The organism is Photobacterium proteolyticum (assembly GCF_001939735.1).
GTDB lineage: Bacteria > Pseudomonadota > Gammaproteobacteria > Enterobacterales > Vibrionaceae > Photobacterium > Photobacterium proteolyticum.
This window is the reverse complement of the sequence record NZ_MJIL01000043.1, coordinates 33,654-58,862: the sequence shown is the minus strand read 5'-3', so window position 1 is coordinate 58,862 and position 25,209 is coordinate 33,654. Positions and strand designations below refer to the sequence as shown.

Annotated in this window: 27 protein-coding genes; 24 read left to right on the top strand and 3 right to left on the bottom strand. The window is 51.6% G+C overall.

Translation table 11 applies throughout. The features are described from left to right. Window positions 1-17: 17 nt before the first annotated feature. Genes recF through dnaA form a run of 3 tightly spaced genes read right to left on the bottom strand, consistent with a single transcriptional unit; the run spans window position 18 to window position 3,606 of the window. Window positions 18-1,097, bottom strand: coding sequence for a DNA replication/repair protein RecF (gene recF, locus BIT28_RS02325; protein WP_075762031.1), 1,080 nt, complete (start codon window positions 1,095-1,097; stop codon window positions 18-20). 3 nt (window positions 1,098-1,100) lie between these two features. Further along, window positions 1,101-2,201, bottom strand: coding sequence for a DNA polymerase III subunit beta (gene dnaN, locus BIT28_RS02320; protein ID WP_075762030.1), 1,101 nt, complete (start codon window positions 2,199-2,201; stop codon window positions 1,101-1,103). Window position 2,202: 1 nt separating this feature from the next. Then, window positions 2,203-3,606, bottom strand: coding sequence for a chromosomal replication initiator protein DnaA (dnaA, locus tag BIT28_RS02315; RefSeq protein ID WP_075762029.1), 1,404 nt, complete (start codon window positions 3,604-3,606; stop codon window positions 2,203-2,205). Window positions 3,607-3,915: 309 nt separating this feature from the next. On the opposite strand from dnaA, the gene BIT28_RS02310 reads away from it, so the two are divergent. From BIT28_RS02310 to BIT28_RS02195, 24 genes are all read left to right on the top strand, one after another. Further along, a complete protein-coding gene (locus tag BIT28_RS02310) occupies window positions 3,916-4,671 on the top strand; it encodes an amino acid ABC transporter substrate-binding protein (RefSeq protein ID WP_075762028.1) in 756 nt (251 codons plus the stop codon). 104 nt (window positions 4,672-4,775) lie between these two features. Further along, window positions 4,776-5,447 carry an amino acid ABC transporter permease gene (locus tag BIT28_RS02305; RefSeq protein ID WP_075762027.1) on the top strand — a complete coding sequence of 224 codons (672 nt, stop codon included), beginning with the start codon at window positions 4,776-4,778 and terminating at the stop codon, window positions 5,445-5,447. Then, window positions 5,444-6,214, top strand: coding sequence for an amino acid ABC transporter ATP-binding protein (locus tag BIT28_RS02300; RefSeq protein WP_075762026.1), 771 nt, complete (start codon window positions 5,444-5,446; stop codon window positions 6,212-6,214). Before BIT28_RS02305 ends, BIT28_RS02300 begins: the two co-directional genes overlap by 4 nt. Before the next feature lie 151 nt (window positions 6,215-6,365). Beyond that, window positions 6,366-6,500, top strand: coding sequence for a 50S ribosomal protein L34 (gene rpmH, locus BIT28_RS02295; protein ID WP_075762025.1), 135 nt, complete (start codon window positions 6,366-6,368; stop codon window positions 6,498-6,500). Between the two features lie 12 nt (window positions 6,501-6,512). After that, window positions 6,513-6,869 carry a ribonuclease P protein component gene (rnpA, locus tag BIT28_RS02290; RefSeq protein ID WP_075762051.1) on the top strand — a complete coding sequence of 119 codons (357 nt, stop codon included), beginning with the start codon at window positions 6,513-6,515 and terminating at the stop codon, window positions 6,867-6,869. Next, a complete protein-coding gene (gene yidD, locus BIT28_RS02285) occupies window positions 6,836-7,093 on the top strand; it encodes a membrane protein insertion efficiency factor YidD (RefSeq protein ID WP_075762024.1) in 258 nt (85 codons plus the stop codon). The genes rnpA and yidD overlap by 34 nt, the downstream gene beginning before the upstream one ends. Window positions 7,094-7,095: 2 nt before the next feature. Further along, entirely contained in the window at window positions 7,096-8,712 is a 1,617-nt protein-coding gene (gene yidC / locus BIT28_RS02280; RefSeq protein ID WP_075762023.1) for a membrane protein insertase YidC, read from the top strand. A gap of 168 nt (window positions 8,713-8,880) precedes the next feature. Beyond that, window positions 8,881-10,248 carry a tRNA uridine-5-carboxymethylaminomethyl(34) synthesis GTPase MnmE gene (gene mnmE / locus BIT28_RS02275; protein ID WP_075762022.1) on the top strand — a complete coding sequence of 456 codons (1,368 nt, stop codon included), beginning with the start codon at window positions 8,881-8,883 and terminating at the stop codon, window positions 10,246-10,248. Between the two features lie 173 nt (window positions 10,249-10,421). Then, a complete protein-coding gene (gene mioC, locus BIT28_RS02270) occupies window positions 10,422-10,868 on the top strand; it encodes an FMN-binding protein MioC (RefSeq protein WP_075762021.1) in 447 nt (148 codons plus the stop codon). Window positions 10,869-11,295: 427 nt separating this feature from the next. Then, a complete protein-coding gene (gene mnmG, locus BIT28_RS02265) occupies window positions 11,296-13,185 on the top strand; it encodes a tRNA uridine-5-carboxymethylaminomethyl(34) synthesis enzyme MnmG (protein WP_075762020.1) in 1,890 nt (629 codons plus the stop codon). 9 nt (window positions 13,186-13,194) lie between these two features. Beyond that, window positions 13,195-13,815 (top strand): 16S rRNA (guanine(527)-N(7))-methyltransferase RsmG, encoded by a 621-nt coding sequence (rsmG, locus tag BIT28_RS02260; RefSeq protein WP_075762019.1) that lies wholly within the window; start codon window positions 13,195-13,197, stop codon window positions 13,813-13,815. Window positions 13,816-13,831: 16 nt separating this feature from the next. Beyond that, a complete protein-coding gene (locus BIT28_RS02255; protein WP_075762018.1) occupies window positions 13,832-14,626 on the top strand; it encodes a ParA family protein in 795 nt (264 codons plus the stop codon). 9 nt (window positions 14,627-14,635) lie between these two features. Then, window positions 14,636-15,529 carry a ParB/RepB/Spo0J family partition protein gene (locus tag BIT28_RS02250; RefSeq protein ID WP_075762017.1) on the top strand — a complete coding sequence of 298 codons (894 nt, stop codon included), beginning with the start codon at window positions 14,636-14,638 and terminating at the stop codon, window positions 15,527-15,529. Window positions 15,530-15,707: 178 nt separating this feature from the next. Continuing rightward, window positions 15,708-16,097 (top strand): F0F1 ATP synthase subunit I, encoded by a 390-nt coding sequence (locus tag BIT28_RS02245; RefSeq protein WP_075762016.1) that lies wholly within the window; start codon window positions 15,708-15,710, stop codon window positions 16,095-16,097. Window positions 16,098-16,105: 8 nt separating this feature from the next. Further along, window positions 16,106-16,891, top strand: a complete 786-nt coding sequence (gene atpB / locus BIT28_RS02240) for a F0F1 ATP synthase subunit A (protein ID WP_075762015.1) — start codon at window positions 16,106-16,108, stop codon at window positions 16,889-16,891. 66 nt (window positions 16,892-16,957) lie between these two features. Beyond that, window positions 16,958-17,215, top strand: a complete 258-nt coding sequence (gene atpE / locus BIT28_RS02235) for a F0F1 ATP synthase subunit C (protein WP_005302247.1) — start codon at window positions 16,958-16,960, stop codon at window positions 17,213-17,215. A 49-nt stretch (window positions 17,216-17,264) separates the two neighbouring features. After that, window positions 17,265-17,735: a F0F1 ATP synthase subunit B gene (atpF, locus tag BIT28_RS02230; RefSeq protein WP_075762014.1), complete on the top strand. Its 471-nt coding sequence runs from the start codon at window positions 17,265-17,267 to the stop codon at window positions 17,733-17,735. Window positions 17,736-17,751: 16 nt separating this feature from the next. Further along, the gene (gene atpH, locus BIT28_RS02225) at window positions 17,752-18,285 is read left to right on the top strand and encodes a F0F1 ATP synthase subunit delta (protein WP_075762013.1); all 534 of its coding nucleotides are present in this window, start codon (window positions 17,752-17,754) and stop codon (window positions 18,283-18,285) included. Between the two features lie 16 nt (window positions 18,286-18,301). Continuing rightward, window positions 18,302-19,843, top strand: a complete 1,542-nt coding sequence (gene atpA, locus BIT28_RS02220; RefSeq protein WP_075762012.1) for a F0F1 ATP synthase subunit alpha — start codon at window positions 18,302-18,304, stop codon at window positions 19,841-19,843. Window positions 19,844-19,887: 44 nt separating this feature from the next. After that, a complete protein-coding gene (gene atpG / locus BIT28_RS02215) occupies window positions 19,888-20,754 on the top strand; it encodes a F0F1 ATP synthase subunit gamma (protein WP_075762011.1) in 867 nt (288 codons plus the stop codon). Between the two features lie 32 nt (window positions 20,755-20,786). Next, on the top strand, window positions 20,787-22,193 hold the full coding sequence (atpD, locus tag BIT28_RS02210; RefSeq protein WP_075762010.1) for a F0F1 ATP synthase subunit beta: 1,407 nt from the start codon (window positions 20,787-20,789) through the stop codon (window positions 22,191-22,193). 17 nt (window positions 22,194-22,210) lie between these two features. Further along, window positions 22,211-22,633: a F0F1 ATP synthase subunit epsilon gene (locus tag BIT28_RS02205; protein ID WP_075762009.1), complete on the top strand. Its 423-nt coding sequence runs from the start codon at window positions 22,211-22,213 to the stop codon at window positions 22,631-22,633. Between the two features lie 248 nt (window positions 22,634-22,881). Then, on the top strand, window positions 22,882-24,243 hold the full coding sequence (gene glmU / locus BIT28_RS02200; protein ID WP_075762008.1) for a bifunctional UDP-N-acetylglucosamine diphosphorylase/glucosamine-1-phosphate N-acetyltransferase GlmU: 1,362 nt from the start codon (window positions 22,882-22,884) through the stop codon (window positions 24,241-24,243). Window positions 24,244-24,429: 186 nt separating this feature from the next. Then, complete coding sequence (locus tag BIT28_RS02195; RefSeq protein WP_075762007.1) at window positions 24,430-25,197, top strand: DeoR/GlpR family DNA-binding transcription regulator; 768 nt, start codon at window positions 24,430-24,432, stop codon at window positions 25,195-25,197. The last annotated feature ends 12 nt before the right edge of the window (window positions 25,198-25,209 follow it).

The following is a 25,209-nucleotide window of genomic DNA, read 5'->3' as shown; positions in this document are numbered from 1 at the left end:
AGTTACTCTCGCTTAAATTATCCTGCGGTTATTTTACCGTGTTCCACATGAAACATCTTGCCATTTTCATCATGCATTTCCGCAATTTGGTCGCGACTAATTGCACTAATGAAAACCTGGGCGTTGGTTTCCTTTAACCGTTGCGCAAGAAGCGCACGCCTATGGCTATCCAGCTCGGAAGCAAAATCATCAATTAAATATATACACTGCTTACCGGTTGCTTCTGTGAGGTGCAGCCCCTGCGCCAGGCGCAAGGCACATACCATCAGCTTCAGCTGCCCGCGAGACAGAACATCCTCGACGGGAGTACCGGCAACTTTGATCCGCAAGTCAGCCTTGTGCGGCCCGCTTGCGGTATAGCCCAGCTGGCAATCACGCTCAAAATTGCGTGTTAGCAGCTCAGCATACGGGGTGTCTTTTTCCCAGCCGCGGTAATACCCCAGCTGGATATCAAATTCGGGCAAAAAGCCCTGACAGATCTCTGCGGCCTTTCGCTTCACTGCCTCAAGATACTGGCTGCGCCACTCGCTGATCTCTTCAGCCAGTACCGCCAGTTCCTGATCCCAGTAGCTCAGCTCGCGATAGCTGCGGGCTGTCTTTAGCAGCGCATTGCGCTGCTTGGTCAATCGCTTGACCCGGCTCCAGGCATGATAAAACTGGGGCTCGACATGAAAAACGCCCCAGTCGATAAATGAGCGGCGGTATTTGGGGCCACCAATCAGCAATTCGAACCCTTCCGGCGTGATCAACTGCAGCGGCAGCACCTGCGCCAGTTGCGCCAGTTTCTGTCCACCTTCACCACCGATCTTGACCTCGGTAGTGCCGTCGCGCTTTTTATTGATCCCGAGCGGAAGCTCCAGCTCGCCATCGGTTTGCAGTCGGCCATGGACAAACAGCTCCTGCTGTTCATGGCGGATCACCCTCCCCGTCAGGTGGCTGCGAAACGAGCGACCATGTCCGAGGTAATGTAACGCTTCTAGCACACTAGTTTTGCCACTGCCGTTGGCACCGACCAGAAAATTAAAGCTTGCCGACAAGGATAAGTCGCAAGCTTCAATATTGCGGAAGTCTTTTACAATAAGACGAGTAAGTGCCATGCCCTAGAGTCTGATTGGCATCACGACATACATGGCTTCGTCACTGGCGCTGTCTTCAACCAGCGCACTGGCGTTGGCATCGGTCAGCGACCAACGCACCTGCTCGCACTTAAGGGTATTAAGCACGTCGAGTACATAGCTGACGTTGAAGCCGATCTCCAGATCCTCGCCCTGATAATCGACATCAAGGAACTCTTCGGCTTCTTCCTGCTCAGGGTTATTGGCGGTAATACGCATCTCGCCGTTGGACAGGTTAACGCGAACCCCGCGGAATTTTTCGTTCGACAAGATAGCCGCACGGGAGAACGCTTTTTTCAGCTCGTCACAGCTCGCCTCGACAAACTTGGTACTGTTTTGCGGCATGACGCGACGATAGTCAGGAAAACGTCCGTCGACCAGCTTGGAGGTAAAGACAAAGTTATTCACCACCGCACGCAGGTTCGAGTTGCCAATCTGGATATCTACCATGGCATCCGGCGTATCCAGCAAACGTACCAGCTCCAGTACCCCTTTGCGCGGCACAATGATCTGCTTGGACGGCAGCTCCTGATCCAGTTCAATGGCACATACCGCCATACGGTGGCCATCGGTCGCGACCGAACGCAAGTTCTTGCCCTCGGTTTCAAACAGCATGCCGTTAAGGTAATAACGAACATCCTGATGCGCCATCGAGAACTGGGTGCTGTCGATCAGCTGGCGCATCCGCCCTTGCGGTAGCGTCAGCTCAACCTCGCTCTGCCAGTCATCAATATTCGGGAAATCCGCGGCAGGCAGCGTCGACAGGGAATAACGGCTGCGGCCGGAGCGAATGATCACCCGGTCGCCTTCCAGGGCTACAACGATATTGGCGCTATCAGGCAGGCCGCGACAAATGTCGAGAAACTTACGCGACGGGACAGTTACCGCCCCAGGCTCAAAATCAGCGTCCAGTGCCAGCTTGGCAACCAGCTCGACTTCCAAATCAGTGCCTGTCATCGACAGGCAGCCTTCTTCGACCTGAAGCAGAATATTGCCCAGGATCGGTAATGAAGGACGGCCGCCAAGTGCACCAGACACCTGCTGCAGCGGCTTTAATAAATGTTCGCGTTCGACGGTAAATTTCATATCAAGACGACAATGTTCTAATTAGGTTTGAATAATCTTCTTTTATATCGTGGCTTTCTTCACGCAACTGCTCAATTTTGCGGCAGGCATGGAGCACCGTTGTATGGTCGCGACCACCAAAGGCATCGCCGATTTCCGGCAGGCTGTGGTTGGTCAGCTCCTTGGCCAGTGCCATCGCCATCTGGCGCGGACGGGCAACGGAGCGGGAACGGCGTTTGGACAGCATATCAGCCATCTTTATTTTATAGTATTCGGCCACGGTCTTCTGGATATTATCGATCGTTACCAGTTTTTCCTGCAGCGCCAGCAAATCGCGCAGTGCCTCACGGACAAAGTCAATGGTAATGGCACGGCCGGTAAAGTTGGCGTTGGCTATCACCCGGTTCAGAGCCCCCTCCAGCTCACGGACATTGGAGCGCAGGCGCTTGGCAATAAAGAAAGCCACTTCGTCGGCCAGGCGGATATGGTGGTCTTCGGCCTTTTTCATCAAAATGGCCACTCGCGTTTCCAGCTCCGGCGGCTCAATCGCTACTGTCAGTCCCCAGCCAAAGCGGGATTTCAGACGATCCTCTACACCGTTGATTTCGCGCGGATAGCGGTCAGAGGTCAGGATGATCTGCTGGTTGCCTTCAAGCAGGGCATTAAAGGTGTGGAAAAACTCTTCCTGCGATCGCTCTTTGTTGGCAAAGAACTGAATATCATCGATCAACAGGGCATCGACGCTACGGTAATAGCGCTTGAACTCTTCAATCGCATTGTTCTGCAGGGCCTTGACCATATCCTGGACAAAGCGCTCGGAATGCATATAGACAACCCGGGCATTGGGCTTGCGATCCGCAATGGCATTGCCAACCGCATGTAAAAGGTGCGTTTTACCCAGACCGGTTCCGCCATATAAAAACAGCGGGTTATAGGCGGCACCCGGGTTATCCGCCACCTGGCGGCAGGCGGCCAGTCCCAGCTGGTTTGATTTACCCTCAACAAAGTTGTTGAAGTTATGCTTGGGGTTCACATTCGACCGGTAGCCGGACTGAGACTCGGGCTGGACCGGTGACGGTGCTGGCTCCCAGGTACGCGGAGGCGTATCGTCCACCATCTGCGGGGCTGCCGGCTCGACAACCGGCACCGAGACCGCAGGCTGTGGCGGCGGCGCGGTAACCGGGCGGCTACCGACCTCAAATCGCAGGATCGGTACATCGTTGCCGCAAAATTCATTCAGCAGCCGGTTAATATTGTTGAGGTACTTATCCCGTACCCAATCAAGCACAAAACGGTTAGGCGCAAACAAGGTCAGCGTATTATCGTTCAACTCGGCCTGAAGCGGTCGAACCCACATACTGAATTCTGTTGCAGGGAGTTCTTCCTGAAGGCGTTGAAGGCACTGCAACCAAAGCGAAGATGACAAGCTCGACTCCACACTGAATAACAAAACACGAAAAGGGATGCAATTTTATACCTGCTGGCTCAGGATCGCCAGCAAAGAGATCGCAGATCCGGTGAATAAGATCAGACTTATTCACATAGATCGCACAATAAAACCTAAGATCAGCACAATTTTACCAGCCCTTACCCACAAAGCTATTAACAGCATGTAACCGCTACCTACGAACAATTGGTTATTTGAAATAACTCCAAGTTATTTAAAAAAAGCAGATATCAGCATATAGGATGTGAAAAACAGAGCATCATCACAGCCATCTGAGGAGTAAACAGGATGAAAAGCTGGATAAAAACAACATTCACAGCTGTCGCACTGACTTTGACAGCAAGCCAGGCTGCCATGGCCGCCACAGACGTGAAAGTCGGCATGTCAGGACGCTACTTCCCGTTTACCTTTGTAAAACAAGATCAGCTTCAGGGCTTTGAAGTCGACCTGTGGAACGAAATTGGTAAACGCAATGACTATAACGTCGAATTTGTGACCGCCAGCTTCTCGGGTCTGTTCGGTCTGCTGGAAACCGGCCGTATCGATACTATCTCCAACCAAATCACCATGACCGACGAGCGCAAGGCCAAGTATCTGTTTGCCGATCCGTATGTGGTCGATGGTGCCCAGCTGGTCGTCCGCAAGGGAAATGACAGCATCAAGAGTACCGATGATCTCAACGGCAAGACCGTCGGGGTCAACCTGGGCTCTAACTACGAGCAGCTGCTGCGCGAGCTGGACAAAGACGGCAAGATCAATATCAAAACTTACGATACCGGCATCGAGCACGATGTTGCCCTCGGCCGTACCGATGCCTTTGTAATGGACCGCCTGTCATCCGTCGAGCTGATCAAAAAAGCCAACCTGCCGCTGCAGCTGGCCGGCGAACCGTTCGAGCGTATCGAGAATGCCTGGCCGTTCATCAAGGGCGAAAAAGGCGAAAAGCTACGTGGTGAAGTGAACAAGGCCCTCAAGAGCATGCGAGAAGACGGTACCCTGGCAGAAATTTCAGTGAAATGGTTTGATGCCGATATCACCCAGTAATATCGCTGACGGCGTTTCCCTCTAAATATCCATATACTTAAAGGCTCACCGCAAGGTGGGTCTTTGTCGCTTATTCATCCCTCAATAACGGAACTCTTATCCACATGGGCTTTGATTTTGACTACATGTTATCGCTGCTGCCTATTCTCCTGAAGTACCTGGGTACGACATTGAATATGGCTGTCTGGGGTTTGCTTTTTGCCTTGGTCATTGCTGTGACGCTGGCGCTGGTCAGAGTATACAAGCTGCCGGTACTGGATCAGCTCAGCCAGCTCTACATCAGCTTCTTTCGCGGTACCCCGCTGCTGGTTCAGCTTTTTTTGCTCTACTACGGCCTACCGCAGGTGTTTCCAGTTTTTGTCGGCCTCGACGCCTTCAGCGCCGCGGTCATCGGCCTTAGCCTGCATTTTGCCGCGTACAAGGCGGAAAGTATCCGTGCTGCCATCATCGGGATTGACCGCAGCCAGATGGAGGCAAGCCTGTCGATCGGGATGACCGGCCTGCAGGCCATGAGACGGATCATTCTGCCGCAGGCAACCCGGGTCGCCCTACCCTCGCTAATGAACTACTTCATCGACATGATCAAATCAACGTCACTGGCCTTTACACTGGGTGTGGCGGAAATTATGGCCAAGGCCCAGATGGAAGCCTCCTCGAGCTTCAAGTTCTTCGAGGCTTTTCTGGCCGTTGCCCTCATTTACTGGGGGATGGTACTGGTACTGACCCGGATCCAGAACTGGGCAGAAGCAAAACTCAACAAGGCATACACACGATGATCAAGCTAAACAATCTCGCCAAGCGCTTTGGCGACGCCACCATCTTTTCCGGCATTGACCTGACCATAGAGAAAGGCGAAATCGTCGTGGTTATCGGTCCCTCGGGTACGGGGAAGTCCACCCTGCTACGCTGTATCAACTTCCTTGAAACAGCCAACCGCGGCCACATTACTATCGGGGATGTCACCATTGACAGCCAGCAGGCCGCCAAGAGCGACATCATCGCCCTGCGCCGCAAAACCGGGTTTGTGTTTCAGAACTATGCCTTGTTTGCGCACCTGACGGCGAAGCAGAACATCGCCGAAGGGTTGATCACGGTAAAAGGCTGGAAAAAAGACGACGCCTTTCAGCGCGCGCAGCAAATCCTTGATGATATTGGCCTCGGTGACAAGGGAGAGCACTATCCCGCCGCCCTGTCCGGCGGCCAGCAGCAACGGGTCGGTATCGGTCGAGCTATGGCCCTGGAGGCCGATTTGCTGCTGTTTGACGAGCCGACATCGGCGCTGGACCCGGAATGGGTCGGCGAAGTACTGACCTTGATGCAGAAACTGGCGACCCGCCACCAGACCATGCTGGTGGTCACTCACGAGATGCAATTTGCCCGCGAAGTCGCTGATAGGGTGATCTTTATGGCCGACGGTGAATTCGTCGAGCAAGGACCGCCAGAGCAGATCTTCACCAACCCGCAGGATCCTCGGCTACAAAAGTTCCTGAATAAGGTTGGGATCCGCGAAGGATCCTTGCACTCAGCGACACAAGAAGTATAATTCAGCGCCCGTTGCTAACAACGGGTATAATTATTGACTATTTAGAGGTCAGTGATTACAATTCCGCCTCTTTGTTTAGAGGTACCGGTTGTTCGCAGTCGGAAACTCAGTAACAAACTTAAAAACTGATCAGTTAATTTAAGGTAAAACCATGAAACGCACTTTTCAACCTTCAGTTCTAAAGCGCAAGCGTAGCCACGGTTTCCGTGCACGCATGGCTACTAAGAACGGTCGCGCTGTAATCAACGCACGTCGCGCTAAAGGCCGTAAGCGTCTTTCTAAGTAATCTTTGATTATTTTGAATAAGCTCGCTTTCGCTCGGGAGTTACGTTTGTTAACTCCCGAACATTATAAAAAAGTCTTCCAGCAAGCTCACCGTGCTGGCTCTCCCCACTTAACTATTCTTGCCCGTAACAACGACCTTAATCATCCCCGTCTCGGCTTGGCTGTTCCCAAAAAACAGATCAAAACTGCTGTTGGCAGAAATAAGTTCAAGCGCATCGTGCGTGAAAGCTTCCGCCTCAAGCAAGCCGATCTGCCAGCCAAAGATTTTGTCGTTATCGCCAGGAAAAGCGCCAGTGAGCTGAGCAACGAAGAGCTCTTTAAATTGCTAGATAAACTATGGCATCGCCTGTCTCGCCCTTCGCGTGGCTAGTCGTTGGACTAGTCCGCTTTTACCAACTGGCAATAAGTCCGCTTATTGGACCACGCTGTCGCTATACCCCAACATGTTCCCAATACGCAATTGAAGCAATAAAAGCGCATGGAGCGATAAAAGGTTGTTGGTTCGCAGCGAAACGTCTATTAAGATGTCATCCTTTAACCGACGGTGGTTATGACCCCGTTCCGCCAACCAAGCATAACGACAGAGATAAGTAACGATGGATTCCCAACGCAATATTCTGTTAATTGCCCTACTGTTCGTCTCGTTCCTGCTGTATCAGCAGTGGAACATGGACAACGCCCCTCAACCACAAGGACAGGGTGTAGCGCAACAAGTCAACACAAGTGGTGATGTTCCTTCACATTCAGCTGACGGCCAGCCGATCACTGAACAAAGCACATCCGACAATCTAATCACCATCAATACAGATGTACTGGCGCTTACTGTCGATACGCTTGGTGGCGATGTGATCGAAGCCCAATTGCTGGCTTACGACAACGAACTCAATTCAGAAGACCCGTTTGTTCTTCTGAAAAACGAGCAGGGCCACAGCTATACAGCACAGTCAGGCCTTATCGGTGCCAACGGTATCGATACCACCGCCGGCCGTGCCCAGCTAGTGGTTGATGCCGACAGCTTTACCCTTGCCGACGGCCAGGATGAGCTGCGCGTACCAATGACGTATGAAAAAGACGGCATCCAGTACACTAAGACTTTCGTACTTAAGCGCGGCAGCTACGCCGTTGATGTTGAATACAGCATCAACAACCAGTCAGCAGCACCGGCAAGCGTTCAGATGTATGCCCAGCTGAAGCAGAACCTGATGGATGACGGCGGCAGCCTGACCATGCCGACCTACCGCGGTGGTGCTTACTCGGCTGACGATACCAAATACAAGAAGTACAGCTTTGAAGATATGCAGGACAAGAACCTGAACCTGACTATCGCCAACCAGGGCTGGGCGGCAATGATGCAGCACTACTTCGTCTCGGCGTGGATCCCGCGTACCGACGAAGCCACCAACCTGTACACCCGTACCGGCAACGGCCAGGGTTACATCGGTGTGCGTATGCCTGCCACCACGGTTCCTGCAGGTAGCGAGCAGACACTAACTGCCACCCTGTGGGTCGGTCCTAAACTGCAGGATCAGATGGAAGCCACCGCGCCTAACCTGAACCTGACCGTCGACTACGGCTGGCTATGGTTTATCGCCAGCCCGCTTCACATGCTATTGTCGTTCATCCAGGGCATCGTTGTGAACTGGGGTGTGGCGATCATGATGCTGACCTTTATTGTCCGTGGTGCAATGTACCCGCTGACCAAGGCTCAATACACCTCGATGGCCAAAATGCGTATGCTGCAGCCTAAACTGCAGGCAATGCGCGAGCGTCTGGGCGACGATCGCCAGCGTATGAGCCAGGAAATGATGGAACTGTACAAGAAAGAGAAAGTGAACCCGCTGGGTGGCTGTCTGCCAATCTTGCTACAGATGCCTATCTTCATTGCCCTGTACTGGTCACTGATGGAATCTGTCGAACTGCGTCATTCTCCTTTCTTTGGCTGGATTCACGACCTGTCAGCACAGGACCCGTACTACATCCTGCCGATCCTGATGGGTGTGTCGATGTTCATGATCCAGAAAATGAGCCCGACGACGGTGACCGATCCGATGCAGCAGAAGATCATGACCTTCATGCCGGTGATGTTTACCTTCTTCTTCCTGTTCTTCCCGTCAGGTCTGGTCCTTTACTGGCTGGTATCTAACGTCGTGACCCTGATCCAGCAAACGCTGATCTACCGTTCACTCGAGAAGAAAGGGCTGCATTCGAAGTAATGTAACCCCATGAACTCCCCAAAGGCGGCCAATGGCCGCCTTTTTACGTTATGCCACGGTGTCGCAGCGAAGCAAACCTGCCTCGCAGCCAACCATCTAAGCTATTACTAGGTTTTCCCACCGACTCTGTTTACAATTGCAGCGAATTTACAAAGCAAAGCCAAAATTATGATCGAACATACTGATACCATTGTTGCGCAAGCTACCCCTCCGGGCCGTGGCGGCGTCGGCATTATTCGCGTCTCGGGCCCAAAAGCCAACGAGGTCGCACTCGCGGTAGCCGGCCGTGAACTCAAAACCCGTTATGCCGAATACCTACCGTTCAAAAACGAAGACGGTAACGCACTGGATCAGGGCATCGCTTTATTCTTCAAGGGACCGAACTCCTTTACCGGTGAGGATGTGCTGGAGCTACAGGGCCACGGCGGCCCGGTACTGATGGATATGATGATCAAGCGTATCCTGAAAATTGACGGCATCCGCCCGGCCCGTCCGGGGGAATTTTCCGAACGGGCTTTTATGAACGACAAGCTCGACCTGGCACAGGCAGAGGCGATTGCCGACCTGATTGACGCCAGCTCGGAGGAAGCCGCCAAAAGTGCCTTCCAGTCGCTCCAGGGCGCCTTCTCGGGCCGTGTCAACGAGCTGGTGGAGGCCCTCATCCACCTGAGGATCTATGTCGAGGCCGCTATCGACTTTCCGGAAGAAGAAATCGACTTCCTGTCTGACGGCAAGGTCAGCGGCGATCTCAACGGTATCATCGAACGCCTCGATGCCGTGCGCCGCGAAGCCAATCAGGGAGCGATCATGCGCGAAGGGATGAAGGTGGTTATCGCCGGTCGCCCTAACGCCGGCAAGTCCAGCCTGCTCAATGCCCTGTCCGGCAAGGATTCAGCCATTGTCACCGATATCGCCGGCACCACCCGTGACGTACTGCGCGAGCATATCCATATTGATGGCATGCCACTGCATATCATTGATACCGCCGGCTTGCGCGAAGCAACCGACGAAGTCGAGCGTATCGGAATCGAGCGTGCGTGGGAGGAGATCCAGCAGGCCGACCGCGTGCTGTTCATGGTTGACGGTACCACCACCGATGCCACCGATCCCAAAGAAATTTGGCCGGACTTCATCGAACGTCTGCCAGACAGCATGGGCCTGACGGTTATCCGCAACAAAGTCGAGCTGACCAACGAAGAAGCCGGGATCTGCCATGTCAACAACCCGACCCTGATCCGCCTTTCAGCACGTACCGGCGCCGGGGTCGACAGCCTGCGCGAGCACCTGAAGGAATGTATGGGCTATGCCGGTACCACCGAAGGCGGCTTCATGGCCCGGCGTCGCCACCTGGAGGCCCTGGAACGCGCGGCAGAACACCTTGAGACCGGCAAAGACCAGCTGGAAGGCTTCATGGCCGGAGAAATACTGGCCGAGGAGCTGCGCCTCGCCCAGCAGCACCTGAGTGAGATCACCGGCGAATTCACCTCTGACGATCTTCTCGGCCGGATCTTTACCTCGTTCTGTATCGGTAAATAGCAGATCCCACAAAGCAATCACACCCGTAGCCTGTTCCGGATCCCCGGGACAGGCTGTGCATAACCCTTCTATAAAGATCCCCTCTCCAGTAAGATCATGCTTTCCTCCCTGTTCTGAAGCAGTACAATGCTGTGTATAGATTTGTTGTGAATATCTAAACGGACAGAGAGACCATGCGCTATATCACCTTGATCACCGGCAGTACCCTCGGCGGTGCTGAATATGTTGCCGACCACCTCAGCGAATTGCTGGAACAACACGGCCACAGCACAGAAATCATCAATCAAGCCGACCTCGAACAGCTTTCCACCGACCATATCTGGCTACTCGTCTGCTCGACCCATGGTGCCGGTGAGTATCCGGACAACATCCAGCCGTTTATCGAGCAGCTCACCAGCCAGAAACCCGATTTGTCGACATTGCAGTATGGGATCGTCGGGCTTGGCGACAGCAGCTATGACACTTTCTGCGCCGCGGCCAAAAATCTCGATCAACAGCTCGCATCGCTTGGGGCAACCCGTCTCGGAGAGCGGCTAGATATCGATGTTTCCCAGGATCCCGTCCCTGAAGATCCTGCCGAACTGTGGCTGGAAACCTGGAAAAACACCCTCTGTGAATAAAATTCCGGCGATAATTACTCAATATTTTCGCCTTTTTTAAACTTTTTTCTGTGGATAACTATAGATCTAAACGGTGATCAACCCATAGTTATCCATTGAATAAGTTTATACCCCTCACCGGGCTGTTGATAAGTGGCTATTTTGATCCCAGCTAATCCTTGTAGAGATCCAAGCTGCTCCACAGCAAATGATCCTCCCTAACATCATGATCATTAGGATCATTTCTCGGTTATCCACATGATCGGGGGATCTATATAATAGATCTAACAGAAGATCTCTTTAAAAGATCTTATATATATTTAAAGAAGCCTTTCTTCTTGATCAAATGATCTTCACTAAAGATTCTCTCTTCCTCGGAAAAAGGATAGAATGATCCACCTTTGCTCGCAGATACGTACTGGCAATTTCGAATACCTGAGGTAGTTTCATGTTTTACCAGGAAAATTTTGATGTCATCGTGGTTGGTGGCGGCCATGCCGGCACTGAGGCCGCGTTGGCAGCAGCCCGAATGGGACAAAAAACCTTACTTTTGACGCATAACATCGATACGCTGGGACAGATGTCTTGCAACCCAGCCATTGGCGGGATCGGGAAAGGACACCTGGTTAAAGAAGTTGATGCCCTCGGCGGCCTGATGGCTCAGGCAATTGACAAGGGCGGGATCCAGTTCAGAACCCTGAACTCCTCCAAAGGACCGGCAGTACGAGCGACGCGTGCCCAGGCAGACCGTGCCCTGTACAAGGCTGCCGTACGTGAAAAACTGGAAAACCAGCCGAACCTGATGTTGTTCCAGCAGTCCGTGGATGACCTGATCGTTGAAAACGATCGTGTTGTCGGTGTGATCACCGAAATGGGACTGAAATTCCGCGGCAAGGCGGTCGTGCTGACTGTCGGCACTTTCCTTGGCGGCAAGATCCACATCGGGCTGGAAAACTACAGCGGTGGCCGTGCCGGGGATCCACCGTCGATCGCCCTGGCATCTCGCCTGCGTGAACTACCGTTCCGTGTTGACCGCCTGAAAACCGGTACACCACCACGGATTGATGCCCGCACCGTTGATTTTAGCCAGCTACAGGCCCAGCACGGTGACAACCCGACGCCGCTGTTCTCGTTCATGGGCAAGGCATCGGATCATCCGCGCCAGATCCCGTGCTACATCACCCATACTAACGAGCAGACTCATGAGGTGATCCGCAATAACCTCGATCGCAGCCCGATGTATTCCGGTGTGATTGAAGGTATCGGCCCGCGTTACTGCCCGTCGATTGAAGACAAGGTGATGCGGTTTGCCGACAAGAACAGCCACCAGATATTTATCGAGCCTGAAGGCCTGACAACACACGAGCTGTACCCGAACGGTATCTCGACCAGCCTGCCGTTTGATGTCCAGATGCAAATCGTCCGTTCGATGAAGGGCTTCGAGAATGCGGCGATTGTCCGCCCGGGTTATGCGATTGAGTATGATTTCTTCGATCCGCGTGATTTGAAACAGACATTTGAAACCAAGTTTATCCAGGGCCTGTTCTTTGCCGGACAAATCAACGGTACAACAGGCTATGAAGAAGCTGCCGCGCAGGGCTTGCTGGCCGGTATGAATGCCGCACTGCTGGCACAGGACAAAGAAGGTTGGAGCCCGCGTCGTGATCAGGCCTATATGGGCGTTCTGATCGACGATCTCTCGACCATGGGTACCAAAGAGCCGTACCGGATGTTTACGTCCCGTGCCGAATACCGTCTGCTGCTGCGCGAAGACAATGCCGACTTGCGTTTGACCGAAATTGGCCGTGAGTTTGGTCTGGTCGACGACGAGCGCTGGGCTCGTTTCAACCAGAAGATCGAGAACATGGCGCAGGAGCGCCAGCGTCTGAAAGATATTTGGATCAACCCGGCATCGGATCATGCCGAGGCGCTGAACAAGATCCTCAAGACACCGATCGCCCGCGAGGCCAGCGGTGAGGATCTTCTGCGCCGTCCTGAGGTGACTTATGAGCAGCTGACGGCCATCGAGGCTTTTGCTCCGGCTCATGATGATGCACAGGCGAGCGAGCAAGTTGAAATCCAGGTGAAATACCAGGGTTATATCGATCGCCAGAAAGACGAGGTCGAAAAATCCCTGCGCCATGAAAACACCAAGCTACCGTTTGAGCTGGATTACAGCGTGGTGAAGGGCCTGTCTAACGAGGTCATTGCAAAACTTAATGATGCCAAGCCGGAAACCATCGGCCAGGCGTCACGGATCTCGGGCGTTACACCAGCGGCAATTTCCCTGCTGTTGGTTTACCTGAAAAAACAAGGCATGCTTAAGAAAGGCGAATAGGAGTCACCGGTGAAACAACGTTTGGCGCAATTGATCGCGCAAACTGACCTTGAGGTCACAGATCAGCAAGTGGAGCAACTGGTCGGTTATGTTGCCCTGCTGCACAAGTGGAACAAAGCGTATAATCTGACCTCTGTTCGCGATCCCCAGGATATGTTGGTGAAACATATTATGGATAGTATTGTGGTAAGCACTCACCTTGACGGTGAGCGCTTTATCGATGTCGGTACGGGACCGGGCTTGCCGGGGATCCCGCTGGCGATTATGAATCCGGACAAGGACTTTACCCTGCTCGATAGCCTGGGCAAGCGAATTCGCTTTATTCGCCAGGTGATCCATGAGCTGGGCATCGAGAATGTGACGCCGGTGCAGAGCCGGGTTGAGGAATTTCAGCCGGAAGCGGGCTTTGATGCAGTATTGAGCCGTGCATTTGCGTCGATGAATGATATGGTGTCCTGGTGCCACCACCTGCCGCACAGCGAAGGGTGCTTTATGGCGCTGAAAGGGCAATTTAATCAACAAGAGGTCGTAGAGCTACCGGAGTGGTGTTCTGTGACTGAGGTCAAATCTTTGCAAGTCCCTGAGCTAGAAGGCGAGCGTCATCTAGTAATCTTGACGGCAAAGGATTAATTGATGAGGTTTTTTCGTGGGAAGAGTCATAGCGGTTGCCAACCAGAAAGGAGGCGTGGGTAAAACCACCACTTGCGTTAATCTAGCGGCTTCACTGGCCGCGACACAGCGCAAAGTTCTAGTTATTGATCTGGATCCGCAGGGAAATGCCACCATGGCCAGCGGCGTGGATAAATACCAGGTTGATGCAACAGCCTATGATCTTCTGGTCGAAGAAACCCCGTTTAGCGAAGTGGCGGTCACCGATACGACCGGCGGCTATCACCTGATTGCCGCCAACGGTGATGTGACGGCCGCAGAAATCAAGCTGATGGAAGTGTTTGCCCGCGAAGTTCGCCTGCGTAACGCTTTGGAGGTAGTTCGTGATAACTATGATTTCATCTTTATCGATTGTCCTCCGGCATTAAACCTTCTTACAATCAACGCTATGACAGCAGCTGATTCTGTGCTTGTCCCTATGCAGTGTGAGTATTTTGCGCTGGAAGGCCTGACCGCATTGATGGATACCATCAGCAAATTGACCGCCGTGGTGAATGCCGACCTGAAGATTGAAGGGTTGCTTCGTACCATGTATGACCCGCGTAACCGGTTGGCAAATGAAGTCTCCCAACAGCTGAAAAAGCACTTTGGCGAGAAAGTCTACCGTACCGTGATCCCACGAAATGTCCGTTTGGCAGAAGCTCCTAGTCACGGGCGTCCGGCAATGTACTACGATAAGTATTCCAGCGGCGCCAAGGCATACCTGGCTCTGGCCGGTGAGATTATTCGTCGTGACGAGGTCGAGCGCAATGCCGGCGCTGTGGATGCATAAGGGTAAACAATGAACATGAATAAGCGAGGCCTTGGGAAAGGCCTTGATGCGCTACTGGCTACCAGTTCGGTCGCCCAGGCGAAACAAAAAAGTGCCGAGCAGGCACAATCGCTCTCTGAGGAAGGGATGCTGAAAGATCTTCCTGTGCAGGCGCTGCAGGCCGGTAAGTTTCAGCCTCGTAAAGATATGTCGGATGAGGCGCTGGCTGAACTGTCAGACTCGATTCGGGCCCAGGGGGTGATTCAGCCGATTGTGGTGCGTGAGATCGCATCGCAACAGTATGAGATTATTGCCGGCGAGCGACGCTGGCGCGCGGCCCGTCAAGCTGGGCTTCAGAAAGTCCCTTGTATTATTAAGGATGTTAATGATCGGGCGACGGTCGCCATTGCACTAATAGAGAATATCCAGCGGGAAGATCTCAATGCGATGGAAGAGGCGCAGGCATTGGAACGGCTGCAGAATGAATTTTCGCTGACCCACCAGCAGGTCGCCGAAGCCGTGGGTAAGTCGCGGGCAGCCGTATCAAACCTGTTGCGTTTGAACCAGCTGTCGGAGCCGGTTAAGCGCATGGTCGAGCAGAGACAACTCGAAATGGGCCATGCCCGTGCCCTGCTCGCGCTTGAGTCCGAGCAGCAGCTGGAAGCGGCACAAATAGTTGTTGCCAAGCTGTTAACGGTTCGTGATACCGAGAAGCTGGTGAAGAAACTTTTACAGCCTGTAGCCGAGCCAAAAGTGAAAGCCGTGAATGCCCAGCTCGAAGCGGCAGAAAATCACCTAAGTGAACACTTTGGCACCCAGGTGGCGATTAATCAGCAGAAAAACGGTAAAGGAAAAATCGTTTTCAGCTTTGACGAAGCCCACAAATTGAAGCAATTTATTGCAATGTTTGGTCACGAAATGTGACATAAAACGTGGATATTTTGTTGCAAAATTTACAATGACGTGATCAGGTTATTGTGTTGTAAAATCTAACACTTTTTTTTGCTGCGATTAGATTGCATTCAATCTAATGAGCCGTATAATTTTCGCAGTTTTCCCAGCACGACGTTTGTGTAGTGGAATGGACTCGAGGAACGAATACATGGTATCGGCGCTAGTTAGACCGGGCCGCCAACTGGCGAAACGGTTGCTCTTGCTACAATCTGGCGTCGTTTTGACAACGGCATTACTGGCAGTGTTTGCTGTCAGTGTTGACTGGGGAATCTCCGCATTAATAGGTGGCGGCATTTTTGTAATTGCCAATGCTGTCTTTGCTAAATGCGCCTTTCTGTTCAGTGGAGCCCGCCGGGCCCGGCTGATCATGGCGTCATTTTACGGTGGAGAAGTGCTGAAAATCCTCATCACGGTCATCCTATTTGCCATTGTTTACCTGTATGTCGAGGTGGAACTTGTTCCCCTCAAACTGACCTATTTGCTGGCTCTCGGGATTAATATCTTTGGGCCGGTTTTATTCATTAACAACAACAAATAGGATGAGTTATGGCTGCGCCAGGTGAAGCGCTAACGCCGTCAGGCTACATTACTCACCACCTGACTAACTTGTCGGTGGGTGATGGTTTCTGGACGGTTCATATAGATAGCCTGTTTTTCTCTGCTTTCACAGGACTGCTCTTTTTAGGGCTATTCTACAAGGCAGCGAAATCAGCGACATCAGGAGTTCCAGGAAAACTACAGTGTTTTGTGGAGATTATGGTCGAATTCGTTGATAGCAGCGTAAAAGAGACCTTCCATGGCCGCAATAAACTGATAGCTCCTTTGGCTCTGACCATATTCTGTTGGATCATGCTGATGAACATCATGGACTTAGTGCCAATTGATTTTCTTCCGTATCCGGCGGAGCACTGGTTAGGTATTCCTTATCTTAAGGTAGTACCGAGTGCTGATGTCAACATCACCATGGCAATGGCGTTAGGTGTGTTTGCTTTGATGCTTTATTACAGCATCAAAATCAAAGGCCTTGGCGGTTTTGCGAAAGAACTGGCACTTCACCCGTTCAATCACCCGGTAATGATCCCGTTCAACTTGCTGCTTGAAGTAGTGTCGTTGCTAGCGAAGCCTATTTCGCTTGGTATGCGTCTGTTCGGTAACATGTTTGCCGGTGAGGTGGTGTTTATCCTAATTGCGGCATTAATGCCGTGGTGGGCACAATGGCTGGGCTCGGTCCCGTGGGCAATTTTCCACATCCTGGTCATTACAATTCAATCATTCGTGTTTATGATGTTGACTATTGTGTACCTGTCTCAGGCGCATGAAGACAATCATTAACGATTATTTGTAAATTTTTAATTTTTTACTGGCACTTTAGCCGACAACTATAAACTGGAGATAGTGATGGAAACTTTACTAAGCTTTTCTGCAATTGCCGTGGGCATCATTGTAGGTCTTGCTGCACTGGGTACAGCGATCGGCTTCGCACTTCTAGGTGGTAAATTCCTTGAAGGTGCAGCTCGTCAACCTGAAATGGCACCTATGCTGCAAGTTAAGATGTTCATCATTGCAGGTCTGCTTGATGCGGTTCCAATGATCGGTATCGTAATCGCTCTACTATTCACATTCGCAAACCCATTCGTTGGCCAACTAGCTGGTTAATAAATAAAAACGAACGGACCCATAGCAACCCTTTTTAAGGAGATGCGTTGTGAATATGAATGCAACTTTGCTGGGTCAGGCAATCGCCTTCTTCCTATTCGTGGTTTTCTGCATGAAATATGTATGGCCACCAATTATGGAAGCGATTGAAGATCGTCAGAAGAAAATTGCTGACGGTTTGGCAGCCGCTGATCGTGCTGCCAAAGACCTGAACCTAGCGCAGGCAAATGCTTCTGAGCAATTAAAGGAAGCAAAACACACTGCAACTGAACTTGTTGAGCAAGCGAATAAACGCAAAGCTCAAATCATCGACGAAGCGAAGGCTGAAGCCCTTGCTGAGCGTGACAAAATTCTGGCTCAAGGTCTTGCTGAGATTGAAGCAGAACGTAACCGCGCGCGCGATGATCTGCGCAAACAAGTTGCAACTCTAGCTGTGATTGGTGCTGAGAAAATCATTGAGCGTTCTATCGATAAGGATGCCCATGCTGATCTTCTTAACAAAGTCACTGCAGAACTGTAATTAAAGGGGCAAGCACATGTCTGATATGACTACTATCGCACGCCCCTACGCTAAAGCAGCCTTTGATTTTGCGGTTGAGAAAGGTGAGCTGGCCCAATGGGCTGAAATGCTCACCTTTACTGCTGAGGTGGCAACGAATGACACTATTCAGGATGTCCTGGACAGTGGTTATGCTGCCGAGAAGCTGACTGAAATCTTTATTTCGGTTTGCGGCGAGCAACTCAACGAATTCGGTCAGAACTTGATTAAAGTGATGGCCGAGAACGGACGCCTGAAAGCGCTACCTGATGTCTGCGACGAGTTCCTGTTCCTGAAAAATGAACATGAAAAGACTATCGATGCGGAAGTAACCTCGGCGGTTACCCTCGACGATAGCCAACTTGCCGCGATCAGCGCGAAACTGGAAGAGCGTCTGGAACGTAAGGTTAAGCTGAATTGCAGTGTAGACGAGACCCTGATTGCCGGGGTTGTGATTAGAGCTGGAGACTTAGTCATCGATAACTCAGTACGCGGAAAACTAAACCGCCTGAGCGATACTTTGCAGTCTTGATTTGGGGAATTGGAGCATGCAACTTAATTCCACGGAAATTAGCGCACTGATCAAGCAGCGTATTGAAAAATTCAACGTTGTAAGTGAAGCGCGTAACGAAGGTACTATCATTTCCGTAAGTGACGGTATTATTCGTATCCATGGCCTTGCTGACGTAATGCAAGGTGAAATGATTGAATTACCTGGTGGCCGTTTTGCACTGGCACTTAACCTTGAGCGTGACTCGGTTGGTGCGGTTGTAATGGGCCCATATGCCGACCTACAGGAAGGCATGAAAGTAACGGGTACTGGTCGTATTCTTGAAGTACCAGTAGGCCCGGCGCTACTTGGCCGTGTTGTCAACACGCTGGGTGAGCCTATCGATGGTAAAGGTCCAATTGAAACCGAGACATTCTCTCCGGTTGAAGTAATTGCACCAGGTGTTATCGACCGTAAATCAGTCGACCAGCCAGTTCAGACTGGTTATAAAGCGGTTGACTCAATGATCCCAATCGGCCGTGGCCAGCGTGAGCTAGTCATCGGTGACCGTCAGACTGGTAAAACAGCGATGGCGATCGATGCGATCATCAACCAGAAAAACTCTGGTATTTACTCTGTTTATGTTGCTATCGGCCAGAAAGCGTCAACTATCGCTAACGTAGTGCGCAAACTGGAAGAGCACGGTGCACTGGCAAACACAATTGTGGTTGTAGCATCGGCGTCTGAAGCCGCTGCATTGCAGTACCTTGCGCCATACGCAGGTTGTGCAATGGGTGAATACTTCCGTGACCGCGGTGAAGATGCCCTGATCGTATATGATGACCTGTCTAAGCAGGCTGTTGCGTACCGTCAGATTTCACTTCTTCTTCGTCGTCCACCAGGTCGTGAAGCATTCCCTGGTGACGTTTTCTACTTACACTCTCGTCTGCTGGAGCGTGCTGCTCGTGTAAACGAAAACTACGTAGAAAAATTCACTAACGGTGAAGTGAAAGGTCAAACGGGTTCCCTAACTGCGCTGCCGATTATCGAAACGCAGGCAGGTGACGTATCAGCATTCGTACCGACCAACGTTATCTCGATCACTGATGGTCAGATCTTCCTACAGACAGAGCTGTTCAACGCCGGTATTCGTCCAGCGGTTGATCCAGGTATCTCTGTATCGCGTGTAGGTGGTTCTGCTCAGACCAAGATCATCAAGAAGCTATCTGGCGGTATCCGTACTGCACTGGCACAGTATCGTGAACTAGCGGCGTTTGCCCAGTTCTCGTCTGATCTTGATGAAGCAACCAAGAAGCAGCTTGACCACGGTCAGAAAGTAACAGAGCTGATGAAGCAGAAGCAGTACGCGCCAATGTCTGTTTTCGAGCAAGCGCTTGTTATCTTTGCTGCGGAAAAAGGCTATCTGAACGATGTTGAGCTGACAAAGCTTGCTGACTTCGAAGCTGCGTTGCTTTCATATGCCAAAGCTCACTATGTAGAGCTTGTATCTCAGGTAGATGAAACGGGTGCTTGGAACGGCGAAATCGAAGAGCAGTTTGTAAAACTGGTTGAAGATTTCAAAGCGACCCAGACTTGGTAATTGGTTGGTGATCGCTTGCGATCACCTACTAACGGAGAGTAACGATGGCCAGCGCAAAAGAGATTCGTAACAAGATCGGCAGTGTGCAAAACACACAGAAGATCACAAAAGCGATGGAAATGGTGGCCGCGTCTAAAATGCGTAAAACGCAAGACGCGATGGAATCATCACGTCCATACGCACAAACTATGCGCAAAGTGATCGGTCATATCGCCCTTGGTAGCCTCGAGTATAAGCATCCTTATCTTGAAGAGCGTGAAGCCAAGCGCGTGGGTTACATCATTGTTTCTACTGACCGCGGTCTGTGTGGCGGTTTGAACATTAACCTGTTCAAACAAGCCATGACGGATGTGCAAGGCTGGTCAGAGAAAGGTGCAGACGTTGACTTGGCGCTTGTTGGCGCAAAGGCGACTGCATTCTTTAACAGCTACGGCGGTAACGTGGTCGCTCAGGTGTCAGGTCTGGGAGACTCCCCGACGGTTGACGAGCTGATCGGTACCGTTGGCGTAATGCTGAAGAAATATGATGAAGGCCAATTGGATCGCCTGTACCTGGTTTACAACAAATTTGTAAACACCATGGTTCAGGAACCAGTGATTGATCAATTGCTGCCTTTGCCTAAGTCAGAAGACGAAGAAATGCAGCGCAACCACTCTTGGGACTATATCTATGAGCCCGAGCCGAAAGCCCTGCTCGAGACCCTACTGGTTCGCTATGCCGAATCACAGGTATACCAGGGTGTGGTCGAGAATCTTGCCAGTGAGCAAGCGGCTCGAATGGTTGCGATGAAAGCAGCGACAGACAATGCTGGAAACTTGATTGACGAACTACAGCTTGTGTACAACAAAGCCCGTCAGGCGGCGATTACACAAGAACTGTCAGAAATCGTTTCTGGTGCATCGGCTGTTTAAGGCAAAGAATTAATAAGTTTAGAGGATTAACGATGGCTACAGGTAAGATCGTACAGATCATCGGTGCGGTAGTCGACGTAGAGTTTCCGCAGGACTCTGTACCACAGGTATATGACGCCCTTCACGTTGATGCAAAAGAGAACGGTACGCTAGTTCTTGAAGTTCAGCAGCAGCTTGGTGGCGGTGTTGTACGTGGTATCGCAATGGGTACTTCTGATGGCTTACGTCGTGGTTTGTCTGTTGAAAACACAGGCCGCCCAATTGAAGTTCCAGTTGGTACAGCTACTCTAGGACGTATCATGAACGTTCTGGGTCAGCCAATCGACGAGTGTGGTGATATCGGTGAAGAAGAGCGTTACGCGATTCACCGTGAAGCACCAAGCTACGAAGAGCAGTCAAACGCAACTGAGTTGCTTGAGACTGGTGTAAAAGTTATCGACCTGATTTGTCCATTCGCCAAGGGTGGTAAAATCGGTCTATTCGGTGGTGCCGGTGTAGGTAAAACCGTAAACATGATGGAACTTATCAACAACATCGCCCTACAGCACTCAGGTCTGTCGGTATTTGCTGGTGTTGGTGAGCGTACTCGTGAAGGTAACGACTTCTACTACGAGATGCAGGAAGCAGGCGTTGTTAACGTTGAGAATCCTGAAGAGTCTAAAGTAGCAATGGTTTACGGCCAGATGAACGAGCCACCGGGTAACCGTCTACGTGTTGCATTGACTGGTCTGACAATGGCTGAACGTTTCCGTGACGAAGGTCGTGACGTACTGCTGTTCATCGATAACATCTACCGTTATACCCTTGCGGGTACCGAGGTATCGGCACTTCTTGGTCGTATGCCATCTGCGGTAGGTTACCAGCCAACTCTTGCAGAAGAGATGGGTGTACTTCAGGAACGTATCACGTCAACGAAGACAGGTTCTATTACCTCTGTTCAGGCGGTATACGTACCTGCGGATGACTTGACGGATCCATCACCGGCAACAACGTTTGCCCACTTGGATGCGACAGTTGTACTTTCTCGTCAGATCGCTTCTCTGGGTCTATACCCAGCGATTGACCCACTAGATTCAACATCTCGTATGCTTGATCCGCTAGTGGTTGGTCAGGAGCACTACGAGATCGCTCGTGGCGTGCAGAGCCTTCTGCAGCGTTATAAAGAGCTGAAAGACATCATTGCAATCCTGGGTATGGATGAGCTGTCTGAAGAAGATAAGCAGGCCGTATCTCGTGCACGTAAGATTGAGCGTTTCCTAACTCAGCCTTACCACGTTGCTGAAGTCTTCACAGGTGACCCAGGTATCTACGTAGCGCTGAAAGACACGCTACGTAGCTTTAAAGGTCTTCTTGCTGGCGAATACGACGACATCCCAGAGCAGGCATTCATGTACTGCGGCGCGATCGAAGACGTATTGGAAAACGCGAAGAAGCTTTAAGCTGAGTAGGAGGCGACATGGCAGCGATAACCTTCCATCTAGACGTAGTCAGCGCAGAGAAAAAACTGTTCTCTGGTCGTGCTGAAAACGTTCAGGTGACCGGTAGCGAAGGTGAACTGGGTATTCACGCAGGACACACACCGCTGCTGACCGCTATCACGCCGGGCATGGTTCGAATCACTAAACAGCACGGCGAGGAAGAGATCATCTACCTTTCCGGTGGTATGCTGGAAGTCCAGCCGAGCTCCGTTACGGTGCTGGCTGACACTGCAATCCGTGGTGAAGATTTGGATGCTGCGAAGGCGGAAGAAGCGAAACGTCAGGCTGAGGAGCATATCCACAATCAGCACGGCGATATCGACTTTGCTCAAGCGGCCAGTGACCTGGCTAAAGCAATCGCTCAGCTACGAGTTATCGAGCTGACGCGAAAAGCGCGTTAATCAGGCGCATGACGCAAAAAGCGACCCTAGGGTCGCTTTTTTTATGCCTGCTACCTGGCGGGCTGTCCGTTTATGAGTACCTGATAGCTTTGTCATTGTTTGCTGTACGCCGTGTGTTTTGTTTCATTTGCAGGCGATATACGGTTATTACTCGCAAAAAAAAATCTATTTTCCTTAAACCTTCCCGGGTGAACCGATACAATGCGGGAAGTTAAACATTGAATATGCATCAAGAAGGATTATTTATCATGAGCTTCAGTGCTGTGATCCTGGCGGCGGGTAAAGGAACCCGCATGTACTCGAATTTACCTAAGGTGCTGCATAAACTGGCAGGCAAGCCGATGGCCAAGCATGTTATCGATACCTGTGGCGGGCTGGGGGCGGAGAATATTCACCTGGTTTATGGTCACGGCGGTGATCAAATGCAGGCAGCCCTGGCTGAAGAGTCGGTGAACTGGGTATTGCAGGCTGAGCAGTTGGGCACAGGCCACGCGGTTAACCAGGCCTGCCCGGATCTGGCCGATGACGAGAAAGTGCTGATCTTGTACGGGGACGTGCCGCTGATCAGTGCCCAGACCCTGGAAAACCTTCTTGATGCCCAGCCTGAGGGCGGTATTGCCCTGCTGACCGTGGTACTGGATGACCCAACAGGTTATGGCCGTATTGTTCGTCGTAACGGTCCTGTTGTTGCCATTGTTGAGCAGAAAGATGCTTCTGAAGAGCAGAAGCTGATCAAGGAGATTAATACCGGGGTAATGGTTGCCAACGGTGGCGATCTCAAGCGCTGGCTGGCAGCGCTTAAAAACGATAACGCCCAGGGTGAGTACTACCTGACCGACATTATTGCGACGGCCCACAATGAAGGCCGCGCTGTTGAAGCCGTTCACCCGGAAAAGGCGATTGAGGTTGAAGGGGTGAACAACCGCATTCAGCTGGCAAGACTGGAGCGGGCCTACCAGGCAATGCAGGCAGAGCGCCTGCTTGAACAAGGTGTAATGCTGCGCGATCCGGCTCGTTTTGACTTACGCGGTGAGCTGCAGTGCGGCACCGACGTTGAAATTGATGTCAATGTTATTATCGAGGGCTCTGTGTCCCTGGGGGATAACGTGGTGATCGGCACCGGCTGTGTGCTGAAAGACTGTGAGATTGATGACAACACAATTGTACGGCCGTATAGCGTGATTGAAGGTGCGACAGTCGGTGAAGATTGTACGGTAGGGCCGTTTACTCGCTTGCGCCCGGGAGCCGAACTGGTGGGTGACTCGCACGTCGGTAACTTTGTCGAAATGAAGAAAGCGCGATTGGGGCAGGGCTCCAAAGCCAACCACCTGACCTATCTGGGTGATGCCGAGATTGGCGATCGGGTAAATATCGGTGCCGGTACGATTACCTGTAACTACGACGGTGCCAACAAGTTCAAGACCGAAATAGAAGATGATGTCTTTATTGGTTCTGATACCCAGCTGATCGCCCCGGTAAAAGTAGCCAAGGGAGCTACCATTGGTGCCGGCGCGACAATCAACCGTGATATCGGTGAGGGTGAGTTAGTCATTACTCGCGCCCCTGCCCGTACTATCAAAGGCTGGAAACGTCCGGTGAAACAAAAGTAACGGCCGTTATTGGGTAATAAAAGGCAAGGGCTCTCCTTGCCTTTTTTGTATCCGAGTGACTACGTTGCTTCTCTTCCACCTCATCTTCTTTTTAATAAAAAATTAATTGCACAATCTTGATCAAGAAAGTTTTGATCTGCTACCATTTCTTTCAAATCGAAACTTTAAACTATCAGTTCGTAATTTATGTCGAAGCGAAATACCCAGCAGCGCCGTCATGCCATTGTCTCCATGGTCAATGAAGCGGGTGAAGTCAGCGTTGATAAGCTGGCGAAGTTTTTTTCCACCTCGGAAGTCACCATTCGAAAAGACCTTGCCGCCCTGGAAAAGAACGGCTTATTGCTACGCCGTTATGGCGGCGCGATTGCGATGCCGACCGAAATGGTCAGTGAGGTAGAAGAAAATGTTTCGGTTCGTAAGTTAGCAATTGCCAAAGCGGCGGCTGAGAGGATCCGTGATCATAACCGGGTCATCATCGACAGCGGCAGTACCACGGCAGGCCTGATTGGTTTGCTGGGTGGCAAGCAGGGGCTGATAGTGATGACTAACTCGCTGAGCGTCGCCAATGCCTTGAATGAGTTGGAGGACGAGCCGACTTTGTTGATGACCGGCGGTACCTGGGATCCGCATTCGGAAGCGTTTCAGGGCCAGGTCGCGGAGTCAGTGTTGCGCTCCTACGACTTTGATCAGCTGTTTATCGGTGCTGACGGTATTGATATTGCACGTGGTACAACGACGTTTAATGAACTGATCGGACTGAGCCGAGTGATGGCCGAGGTGTCACGCGAGGTCGTGGTGATGGTCGAATCCAGCAAGGTTGGACGCAAGATCCCCAACCTTGAGCTTCCCTGGTCGAATATCAGTACCTTGATCACCGACGACGGCTTGAGTGACGAAGCGAAACAACAGATTGAACAGCATGGTGTACAGGTGATCTGTACGGCATCGGAATAAACTTTTAGAGAG